We start from the raw sequence: 11,280 nt of genomic DNA on the forward strand, positions 1-11,280 counted from the left end.
AAGCCCCGGTTCATTATAGCGAGCCCATGTGCTCAGAAGTATACGTTATGATAGCCATCATCGCTGATGATCATCCTTTATTCCGGGTTGCCCTGGCCCAGGCTTCCTCAGCCATTCTTGGCAACGATGCCCTGTTGCTGCAGGCGCAAACCATGGAACAAGTCTGGCCATTATTACGCCAGCATCCCGATACCCATTTTATCTTCCTCGACTTAAAAATGCCTGGCTCTGATGGTTTTACTGGTCTTAGTGCGCTTCGTACCGAATATCCTGACGTGCCGGTGATTATGGTGTCAGCGGAAGAAGATCCGGTCATTATTAAACAGGCATTAGCGCTAGGAGCTGCTGCCTATATTCCTAAGTCAGTGCCGTTAGAACTGTTATCTGATGCAATCAGTGCGGTATTAAATGGTGACAGCTGGCTGCCGCCGGGTTTGGCAGACGATGTTAAAAATGCTAAACCACTTATCGACAATGATTTTGCACAGCGACTGGAACAGCTGACGCCGCAACAATTCAGAGTGTTGAAAATGATTGCCGATGGCTTATTAAATAAGCAGATTGCTTATGAAATGAATGTACAGGAAACCACGATTAAGCAGCATGTCTCGGCTATTCTACGCAAGTTAAACGTTAATAACCGCACACTGGCTGGCATCATGTTTGAGAAGCTGCGCCTGCCAGAAAGCTATACAGGCTAACGCCTTAATTCCGGAGTAAGCGCTGGAATAAGCGTTTTAAGGCTGCCGGTTTAAGCGGTTTCAGTAAAAAATAGAAGCCTCCGTTCAACGCCTGCTCCCGAATATGCTGGTCATGATCTGCTGAGTGAATAATGACCGGCGCTGTCAGGGCAAAATGACTGACCAGTTGTTCAGCGACAGCGACCCCTGTGGCAGCGTTATCCAGATGGTAATCAAACAAACATAAATCAGGTTTTAAGCCCTGTGAAATGGCGGCCAGAGCATCACCAGGCTGACTTACTGCCGTTACCTGACATTGCCAGCTGCTAAGCAGCGCACTGACGGCACTGAGTAAGTGCGCTTCGTTATCGAGCAATAAGATCTTTTTACCGGCAAAACTGGCACTAATTTCACTAATTGCAGGGGGAATGGTTACCGGGCTTAACGGTGCGGCTGAACGCGGTAAGGCTAAACTAAAGCAGCTACCTTTGCCGGGTACAGAGTGGACGCTAAGCTGATGGCCTAAAATGGCACTAATCCTATGGGCGATAGCCAGCCCTAAGCCGAGGCCTTTTTGATCTGGCTGACTACCTTGTTGAAACTCTTCAAATATCCGCTGCTGATCGGTTTCGGCAATGCCGACACCGGTATCAATAATATGGATATGAAGCTGCTGTCCGGCTCGTTTTACCCCCAGAATGATTTTTCCGTCAGTGGTGTAGCGTACCGCATTAGCTAATAGGTTCTGAATAACCCGCTTGACCAGCTTACGATCTGTTGTAACCCATAACGCGCTGCTATGTATTTTAAACTGCAGGCCTTTTTCCGCAGCAAGTACGGCGGCATCCCGGCCTATGTCTTCCAGCAGCTGGCTTACGGCGACAGGTTGCACATTGGCTTTTATAACCCCGGAGTCAAGCTTGGTTAAATCCAGAATAGCGGTTAACAGTTCTTCCGCTGAATTAAGTGAATTGGTTAAATTGGCACTGAGCTGGCGTAGTTCAGGGGTGGTGCTTTGTTGACGAAGTAAGCCGGCAAACAGCGCCGCCGCGTTAAACGGCTGCATCAGATCATGACTGGCAGCGGCAAAAAAACGGGTTTTTGCTGCGGTACTAATCTCCAGTTGCTGCTGAGTGTGTTGCAGCTGCTGATTTAACGATTGTAATTCAAAGGTACGCTCACTGACCCGTTGCTCCAGCAAGGTATTACTTTGCTCCAACTGGGTTTGTACTTCGATAAACGAGCTAATGTCAGTGTAGGTGGTAACAAAACCGCCACCCGGCAGCGGGTCGCCCTGCATTTCAAACACCCGGCCATCTTGTTGCTCACGCTGAAATTTATAGCTGCTACCCTGGCGCAAATAGCTAAGCCGTTTACCTATTTCTGCTTCAATATTTTCGCTGTCAATTAAGCCACGCTGCAGGTTAAATCGTATAACCTCTGCCACTGGCTTGCCCACTTCAACCATGCCGGCGGGGTAGCTGAACATATCAATATAGCGTTGGTTCCAGGCGATGAGCCGCAGGTCAGCATCGACCACACTGATACCCTGGCTGATATTATCAATGGTGGATAACAGTAGTGCTTGATTAAACTGAAACACTTGGCTGGCTTCGTCAACAAACCGTTCTACCGTTTCCATCGGCAACTGGGCATGTTTGCCTGCCGCATCCATAATTAGCCGCATAGAGGCGCCACCGACAACAGCAGCAAGACTGCGTTCTGCCGCTTGGACCAGATTAAGCGGCGCGATCTGGTTTTGTTGAGGATTGGGATCTTTTAAGTTGCGCAGTAACAAGCGGCGGGCTTCTTTTTCACCGGCGAAGCGTTTTACCAGCAAATAGCAGTCCTGAATACTCAGTTGCACACTACGGCGATTATCATTACTAAGCTGGGCGCGCAAAAAGCGACCACTTTCCAGATACTCACTGACCCGGGTGTTACTAAAGCGGCTGACGAGTATCACCATCAGACAATTTACCGACAAGCTAAGCAGTACGCCCAAACTCAGTGGGTCGGCCTGCCAGCCAAACAACTGTTGTGGCGCCAGCCATGACAAGCCAAAGGGCCCCTGACTAAGCCAGGTTGAGCCCATCAGGCCCGCTCTGCTGATCTCAGGCAATAACAGAATATAGGCCCAGACCACAGCACCGCTAAGTACACCGGCCATAGCGCCCTGGCGGTTAACTTTGCGCGATAATAATCCAAGAATTAACGCTGGTGCCAGTTGTGCGACCAGCGCAAACGCCATTAAACCAAGCTGGGCCAGCCCGGTTTCGGTGCCAATAAACCGATAGTAAACAAAGCCAAGCGCCATTACAGTAAGCATGGCCGAGCGGCGTAGGGTCGCGACTTTTACTCTATTTTGCTGTTCTTTTTGCAGCAATGTACTGCGGTAAATAAAAGGTGCCAGCAATTCGTTGGTGATCATTATGCCCAATACCACGGTGGCGACTACGACCATACTGGTGGCTGCTGAAAACCCTCCTAAGTAAGCAAGCAAGGCGATGTCAGTACGGTTGGCGGCCAGGGGTAACTGCAATACTACAACATCGATATTGGCATCATTGCCCAGTAACATCACGCCGGCCAGTGCCAGCGGCAGGGTAAAAATACTCATTAATAGCAGGTAAAGTGGGAAAATCCAGCGGGCGCTGCGCAGGTGGCTTAGTTTCTGGTTTTCAACAAAGCTAACGTGAAACTGTCTGGGTAAGCAGAGAGTAGCAAAAAATCCCAGCAGCGCGTGTAGCCAGTAGGCATGCATCGGCAGCGCTTGTTGGCGCAACTCACTAATAGCAGGATCCTTCGCCGCATTGTCAAAAATACTGGCAAAGCCGTCAAACATACCGAATACCACAAAACAGCCAATGGCCAGTAATGCCAGTAATTTAATTAGCGACTCAAAGGCGATTGCCGTCATTAACCCTGGGTTAGGTTGATGCGCTCTGGCACTTTTGCTGACAAACAGCAGGGCAAACACGGCCATCCATAAGCTGACATAAAAGCCGGTATCGGTGTACCAGTGTACGCCAACCTCTGCCTGAACCAGGGTATTGATACTGGTAGAGACAGCATGCAATTGCAGCGCGATATAAGGGATCACCGCCATGATCAAAATAAGGGTGATTAACACGGCCAGCGAGCGGGACTGGCCAAAACGGGTGGCGATAAAATCGGCTACCGAGGTGATACGATAGCGCCGACAGGCAATAGCGATCCGGGCGATCAGTTTAAAACCAAACCAGAACAGAATAAATGAGCCGATATAGGTAGGTGGGATCCACCAGCCATTCACGGCGGCCTGGGCTGTGACACCATAAAAGGCCCAGGAGGTACAATAAATAGACAGGGCGAAGCTGAATACCCAGGGGGCCAGGGGGTGGCGCGCCGTTATACGCCTGCCGAAGCGGCCAACGCTAAACAAAATAAGCAGATATATCAGTGAAATGGCGGCAATGGTGGCTAAACCAATGCCGCTGCCATTTTCAATCATTTGTTGAGGAGACGTCATTAAATACTCATGAGTCGATTGTGCCTCAGATACCGTCGCAGTGCTAGCGGGCTGTCCAGCCACCATCCAGGATCAGCGCCTGCGCGGTCATATGCCTTGCGCCATCCTGACAAAGAAATGCAGCCATTTCAGCAATTTCGCTAACGTCTATAAAGGCTTTTTGCGGCATAGGCGCCAGCATAATTTGCTCAATGACTTGCTGCTCCGTCAGATTATGCTCTTTGGCCTGGGCTGCGATTTGTTGCTCTACCAGCGGCGTTTTAACATAGGCTGGGCAGATGGTATTGATGGTAAAGTTTTTATCAGCGTTTTCCAGCGCGATCACCTTGCTAAAACCCAGCAAACCGTGTTTAGCCGCCACATAGGCCGATTTAAACGGGGAGGCAATAACCGCATGAATTGAGCCGATATTGATAACCCGACCAAAATTATTGTTGCGCATATAAGGCAGCATTGCCCGGGTTAGCATGGCCGGTCCGGTTAACATAACATTGATAAGCAGCGCCCACTTTTCTGGCGGGAAATCCTCCAGCCGGGCCACATGCTGAATACCAGCATTGTTTACCAGAATGTCGGCGGGAAAGCGCTTGGCACACTCTTCAATTGCCAGCTGATCGGTAACATCCAGCACACAGTAGTCAGCAGAGATGCCCTGGTTGCTGAGCTCTGCTGTTTTTTGCTGCAACAAGGTTTCGTTTAAATCAGCTAAAACGACCTGATAACCCGCTTTGCCAAAATGGCTGGCAATAGCAAAACCGATACCGCCGGTGCCTCCGGTAATAACTGCACGCATAAGTTTACTCCGTTACTCGTTAATTGCTTATGCTAGGCAGCGTAGCGCCGGCAAGCAACGGTACTTTAGTGTTATGTCAAAGGTGTTATACCCAGATGTGTCGTGCCCCCAGCTAGCCGGTATTTTTCAATATTTCCGGTTAGTACGGTGGTTACTACCAACAGACGACTGCGAATTTTGCGGATTTCAGCTGCAATTTAACGCTATAGCCGGTGTTAGCGTAGCTTCAGGCTTTGCCGCCGCCCGCTCCTGTGATAGATTTGGTCGATAAATACTATAAAGGTTAGCGTCCGGCCTTTGTTAAGGCCAGCTAAGTTGCGATATATCAGGCTCTTGCGCTACTTTCTTGTTGTGAGCCTTAAAATAACTAAAAAGCTATTAACGATTTCCAGATAATTGCCGAGATTATCTGTGCTTTGACCAAGAGGAATGCATTTATGACAAACGCTGGTAGAACACCTGCCCAGGCGGAACCGAAGCGTGGCTGGTTTACCCGCTTTCTTGATACCGTAGAATGGCTGGGCAATTTATTACCTCACCCTGTGACGTTGTTTGCCCTGTTTGCGCTGTTAGTTGTGGTAGGTAGTGGTGTTGCTGCTTATTTCGATTTTAGTGCGGTTGATCCCAGGCCAGAAGGTGCTGCCGGTCGCTCGGCTGACGGTATTATCAGGGTAGTCAGTTTATTCAGTGTTGATGGCCTGCAGCGGATTATTGCCAATCTGGTGACCAACTTTACCGGTTTCCCGCCGCTTGGTGTGGTGTTGGTGGCATTACTGGGGGTCAGTATTGCTGAGCACTCTGGTTTAATTTCAGCGGCCATGCGTGGCTTGGTAATGAACGCGTCACCACGGATGGTAACGGTGACAGTGGTGTTTGCAGGTATTGTCTCTAATACGGCATCAGAGCTGGGTTACGTGGTGCTTATTCCGATGGCCGCGGTGATCTTTCACTCTCTGGGCCGCCATCCACTAGCCGGTTTAGCTGCCGCTTTTGCAGGCGTATCCGGTGGTTACAGCGCCAATTTATTTATCGGCACAGTAGACCCTCTGTTAGCCGGTTTTACGACCTCTGCCGCAAATCTGATAGACCCCAGTTATACGGTTGGCCCAGAAGCCAACTGGTACTTTATGATTGTCAGTACCTTTGTTATTGCGACCTTAGGGGCGATTGTCACGGAGAGAATTGTTGAACCTAAACTAGGCAAATACAATCCGGATGAGGCCTCAATTGATTTGGGTAAGCAACAGCTTGATTCATTAACCGCCAAAGAGAAATTAGGCCTGAAAGGCGCGGGGGTAGCTTTTTTACTGATCGCCGTTTTATTAGCGTTAAGTGTAGTACCAGAATGGGGCATTTTGCGTAATCCGGAAACCGGTGGTGTACCTGATTCGCCCTTTTTGAAGGGTATTGTGGTTTTTATCTTTGTTACCTTTGCGATTCCGGGTTTTGTCTACGGCAAGATTGTTGGCACCATGAAAACTGATCGTGACGTGATTAACGCCATGTCTAAAAGCATTGGGGCAATGGGGCTTTATATTGTGCTGGTGTTTTTTGCGGCGCAGTTTGTGGCCTTTTTTGGCTGGTCCAATATGGGCGCTATTTTTGCAGTAAAAGGGGCGACGGCCTTGCAGGAGCTGGGGTTAACCGGGCCGCTGTTGTTTATATTTTTTATTGCCATGTGTGGCTTTGTTAATCTGATGCTCGGATCCGCCTCAGCACAGTGGGCCATCACCGCCCCTATTTGTGTGCCGATGCTGATGATCGTTGGCTACTCGCCAGAAGTGATCCAGGCGGCTTACCGGATAGGCGATTCTGTTACAAATGTTATTACCCCAATGATGAGCTATTTTGGTTTAATTCTGGCTGTGGCAGCTCGCTACAAAAAAGATATGGGGCTGGGTACGTTAATTGCTACCATGCTGCCTTACTCCATGGTGTTTTTTGTCGGTTGGACCATTTTGTTTATTTTGTGGGTGTTTGTTGCTGGCTTCCCGGTTGGCCCGGGCGCACCAACCTATTACGAGTTTAGTGCGGGTTAACGGGTACCACATATACAAAAACCGCTGATATCAGCGGTTTTTGTAAGTTAAATTATAGTAGCCGGTTTAGATAACGTAGTCTGGTACTTGCTGGTAAACGGGCGCTTCAGCGGGTTTTATCGGCATTCAGCAGTTGATTCAAAGCCCAACTTCACGCAAGATAAGCTCGGTACGCCAGGGTGACAGACGGTGGCAGCAGACACTTTAGCTGACAGTATTAACACCGCAAACCGCTGGTATCTTAAAAATCCCATAACAATGAGTTATCTATGGAACAGAATAAAGTAGTAGCGCTAAGCAAAGAACAACATGCCAAAACCAAAATCAGCAGTGTCAATGCATTAAGCCATGTCGCTGAGCAGCATATGCTGCCTGTCGTTGTGCAGGAATTTGTCGTTGCTGGTGCCGAATTTCCGGTAGTATTTGTTAAAGATGGACAGAATGACAGCTATCAGCCAGTGGTATTGTTAGGGTTGGCAGCCAATCAGAATCTGGTCATTCAGGATGGTAAATGGCAGGCGTTATACGTTCCACGTGTGGCACGGAATTACCCTTTGGTGCTGGTTCAGCCCGAAAAGGACAGTGAGCGGTTAATCGTTGCGGTAGACGAGTCTTCTGAGCGGGTAAATGAGACGGATGGTGTATCTTTATTCAAGGATGATGGCAGCGAGAGCGATTATCTGGCTGAGCGCAAGAAACAAATGGGCGAGTTTGTAGAATTTAGTCGGATGACCCGCGGATTCAGCGAGAAGTTAAAAAGTCTGGATCTGATTAAAGAGCAGGTATTGACCATTACCGTCGACGGTGAGCCACGCAATATTAACGGTATTCATATGGTCGATGAGAAAAAACTCAATGAGTTAAGCGACGAGGTTTTTCTGGAGCTGCGTAAGTTAGGTTTCCTGACCGCGATTTATGCACATTTAATGTCGTTGCAGCATACTCAGAAGCTGGTGCAAAAGCTGGCTAAACCAGCCTAATAGCCCCCCCGGCGATAAAAAACGGCACCTGTATTGGTGCCGTTTTTGCAAGTGGAACAACATGATGAAACGTAATACTGAACATAGCAGCAATACCGGTAGCCTCGCTGTTTCCTCGCTGTTTGATGGCACACACTGGCATAGCAATGTCGAGCTACATTGGCAGCAGGGCAAGATTGTTAGTATCAGACCTGCTGTTGGTCCTGTGCTGGCTGGTACCCTGGTACCAGGCTTTATTGATTTACAGGTAAATGGTGGTGGTGGCGAATTATTTAACAGCGCACCTACGGTGGCAACGTTGCGCACCATTTTGTGTGCCCATAGCCGCTTTGGCAGCACCGCTATTTTGCCGACCATAATTACCGACAGCACCAGAGTGATGCAGCAAGCCGCCGATGCGGTTGCTGAAGCCATTGCTTCAGCCGAGCCTGGTATTATCGGCCTGCACTTTGAGGGACCGCATTTAGCTGAACCTAAAAAGGGTGTGCATCCTGCTAAACATATCCGGGAACTCAGCCAGGAAGAGTTAGCAATTTATAGCCGAACGGATATTGGCATAAAGGTGGTGACGGTGGCGCCGGAAAATGTCAGCCCTGCACAAATACGACAGTTGGTTGGGCTTAATGTGATTGTCTGCCTGGGGCACTCTAATGCCGATGCAGCGACAGTGCAGGCGGCATTGGCTGCCGGTGCCACCGGTTTTACCCATTTATACAATGCCATGTCACCGCTTACTTCCCGCGAGCCGGGCATGGTTGGGGTGGCCCTTGCAGATCCTGACAGCTGGTGTGGGGTGATTTTTGACGGTCACCATATGCATCCGCTGGCGGCAAAAGTTGCGCTGGCCGCCAAGCCCGCCGGAAAGTTATTGCTGGTTACCGATGCGATGGCACCGGTGGGTACCAATGACACCGAATTTGCCTTTTTTAGCGGCAAGGTGCGACGCGAGGGCTCTAAACTTACCGACGAAGCCGGCCGGCTGGCAGGTTCCGTGCTCGATATGGCCGGCGCCGTGCGTTATGCCATTGACGTTCTGGCAGTGTCTGCCGACGAAGCACTACGGATGGCGTCGCGCTATCCGGCGCAGGCATTAGGTTGTGCAGCTAGCCGGGGGAGTTTAGTAAAGGGCTATCATGCGGATATGGTATTGCTGGATGAGCAGTATCAGGTGCGGCAAAATTGGATTGGCGGTTACTGTGTTTATTCAGTATAGCGGGGCTTTGATTCCTTAATAATGATAAAAACAGGAGTGAACAAGATGGATGCATCCGTGGCAAGGCCGGTTAACCATAGCAGTGTTTTGCCGATGACAATAATCGGTGTTTTATTTTTTATCTTTGGTTTTGTCACCTGGCTGAACGGGTCACTTATTCCATTTCTAAAAATTGTCTGTGAATTGAATGAATTCCAGGCCCTGCTGGTGACTTTCGCGTTTTATATTGCCTATGTCGTCATGGCGTTGCCTATGTCGTTTGTGCTTAACAAGGTTGGCTATAAAAATGGCATGGTGCTGGGTTTACTTATCATGGCGGTGGGCGCCATTCTGTTTATTCCGGCGGCCCAAACCTCCCACTATGCATTGTTTCTTGCCGGACTGTTTATTCTGGGGACAGGCCTGACTATCCTGCAAACTGCCTCTAATCCTTATATCGTTTGTATTGGCCCGCGTGAAAGTGCGGCAATGCGGATCAGTATTATGGGGCTGGTCAATAAAGGGGCCGGCTTTGTGGTGCCGCTTATTTTTACTGCCTGGGTGTTAACTGGCATGGAGCAGTTTTCTGCAGAGGCTCTGGCACTGTTAACTGAAGCAGAGCGAAATACTCAACTGGCAGCGCTTTCGAACCGATTAGTCACCCCCTATATTTATATGACAGTAGCCTTGCTGATCCTGGCCGCATTTATTAAGTTGTCACCACTACCTGAGCTTGATTTTAATGACAGTGCGACTGAAAAAGCAGGCGCAGATCCCTGGACTGCAGTATTCAGCCATCCGCAGCTGGTGTTGGGTGTGGTGGCGCTGTTTGTTTATGTGGGCGTTGAGGTGATTGCCGGCGATACCATTGGTTTGTATGGTCAGGGGTTAGGTGTCGCTCACTTCGGTGCGTTAACCTCCTATACCATGGCCTTTATGGTTTTTGGTTATCTGGTGGGTGTATTTTGTATTCCTAAATATTTGTCGCAGGAGCGGGCCTTGCAGGGTTCAGCCATTTTTGGTCTGTTGTTTACCCTGGGCATCATGTTTAGTAGTGCCGACAGCAGCTTGCTGGCTGATGTGTTGTTTGGCTGGAGTGGCATCCCGGTCGTGCCTAATACAGTAATGTTTCTGGCATTGCTCGGTTTTGCCAATGCGTTGGTATGGCCAGCGGTGTGGCCGCTGTCATTGCAGGGCCTGGGTAAGCTAACCAGCACAGGCTCAGCCTTACTGATTATGGGCATAGCCGGCGGGGCCATCTTACCTATGGTATACGGTTACCTCGCTCATAGTTCGGGCAACAGTCAGTTTGCCTACTGGATGATGCTGCCATGTTACCTCTATATTTTATTTTATGCTTTCAAAGGCCATAAACTGCGGAGCTGGCGTTAAGTACTCCTTTCAGGTTTTGCTGAATTTTGCTTTCAAAGCCCGCTCAACATGAGCGGGTACAAAACTACTGATATCGCCGCCATGCCGGCACACTTCTTTAACCAGTGTGGATGAGATAAACGTGTTCTTCTCTGACGGGGTCATAAATAAACTGTCCAGCTCCGGGTTGAGTTGCCGGTTCATGCTGGCTAACTGAAACTCATACTCATAATCAGCCACCGCCCGCACCCCCCGCAGTAACACCAGGGCATGCTGCTCTTTGGCAAATTGCGCTAATAAGCCGGAAAAGCCAATCACCTGCACATTGCCACAATCGGCAAACGCCTGCTCAGCCAGTTGTACCCGTTCTTCCAGGCTGAACAAGGGCTGTTTACTGGGGTTAGAAGCAACGCCTACCACCACGGAATCAAATAGCCTGGCGGCACGGAGCACTAAGTCACTGTGACCATTGGTTAACGGGTCGAAGGTGCCGGGGTAAATGGCTTTTACTTTCATATTTAAGATGCTTATGTTGTCGCCACCTGGCACTGGAACAGTGCAAGCGACTAGAGTTTTTAGTCAGTTTGGCGTTACTATAGCAAACTACTATACCAATAAAGAAGCTTAGCTATTCAGATGGAAAAAAAGCTCAGAACTAAAGATAAAATTCTGCAAGCCAGTATTGCGCTGTTTAACGACGTAGGCGAGCGCCAG

At 49.4% G+C, this 11,280-nt stretch carries 8 protein-coding genes; 5 read left to right on the forward strand and 3 right to left on the reverse strand.

What is annotated here, in order from left to right:
• The coding region (locus ABY802_RS13950) for a response regulator (protein WP_372627735.1) at positions 1 to 701 on the forward strand (701 nt) is incomplete at its 5' end.
• 4 nt (positions 702 to 705) lie between these two features.
• Here ABY802_RS13950 and ABY802_RS13955 read toward each other — a convergent pair.
• Entirely contained in the window at positions 706 to 4,191 is a 3,486-nt protein-coding gene (locus ABY802_RS13955; protein ID WP_372627736.1) for a PAS-domain containing protein, read from the reverse strand.
• Between the two features lie 43 nt (positions 4,192 to 4,234).
• On the reverse strand, positions 4,235 to 4,984 hold the full coding sequence (locus ABY802_RS13960; protein WP_372627737.1) for a 3-hydroxybutyrate dehydrogenase: 750 nt from the start codon (positions 4,982 to 4,984) through the stop codon (positions 4,235 to 4,237).
• A gap of 437 nt (positions 4,985 to 5,421) precedes the next feature.
• Between ABY802_RS13960 and ABY802_RS13965 the strand changes: the two genes are divergently transcribed.
• The 4 genes from ABY802_RS13965 (at position 5,422) to ABY802_RS13980 (ending at position 10,587) form a co-directional block, all read left to right on the forward strand.
• Positions 5,422 to 7,023 carry an AbgT family transporter gene (locus tag ABY802_RS13965; RefSeq protein WP_372627738.1) on the forward strand — a complete coding sequence of 534 codons (1,602 nt, stop codon included), beginning with the start codon at positions 5,422 to 5,424 and terminating at the stop codon, positions 7,021 to 7,023.
• A 269-nt stretch (positions 7,024 to 7,292) separates the two neighbouring features.
• Entirely contained in the window at positions 7,293 to 8,003 is a 711-nt protein-coding gene (locus tag ABY802_RS13970) for a SapC family protein (protein WP_372627739.1), read from the forward strand.
• Positions 8,004 to 8,064: 61 nt separating this feature from the next.
• Positions 8,065 to 9,216 (forward strand): N-acetylglucosamine-6-phosphate deacetylase, encoded by a 1,152-nt coding sequence (gene nagA, locus ABY802_RS13975; protein ID WP_372627740.1) that lies wholly within the window; start codon positions 8,065 to 8,067, stop codon positions 9,214 to 9,216.
• 45 nt (positions 9,217 to 9,261) lie between these two features.
• The gene (locus tag ABY802_RS13980) at positions 9,262 to 10,587 is read left to right on the forward strand and encodes a sugar MFS transporter (protein WP_372627741.1); all 1,326 of its coding nucleotides are present in this window, start codon (positions 9,262 to 9,264) and stop codon (positions 10,585 to 10,587) included.
• 9 nt (positions 10,588 to 10,596) lie between these two features.
• Here ABY802_RS13980 and coaD read toward each other — a convergent pair whose 3' ends face one another.
• Positions 10,597 to 11,082 carry a pantetheine-phosphate adenylyltransferase gene (gene coaD / locus ABY802_RS13985; RefSeq protein WP_372627742.1) on the reverse strand — a complete coding sequence of 162 codons (486 nt, stop codon included), beginning with the start codon at positions 11,080 to 11,082 and terminating at the stop codon, positions 10,597 to 10,599.
• Between the last annotated feature and the right edge of the window lie 198 nt (positions 11,083 to 11,280).

This window comes from Arsukibacterium sp. (genome assembly GCF_041616895.1).
Taxonomy (GTDB): domain Bacteria; phylum Pseudomonadota; class Gammaproteobacteria; order Enterobacterales; family Alteromonadaceae; genus Alishewanella.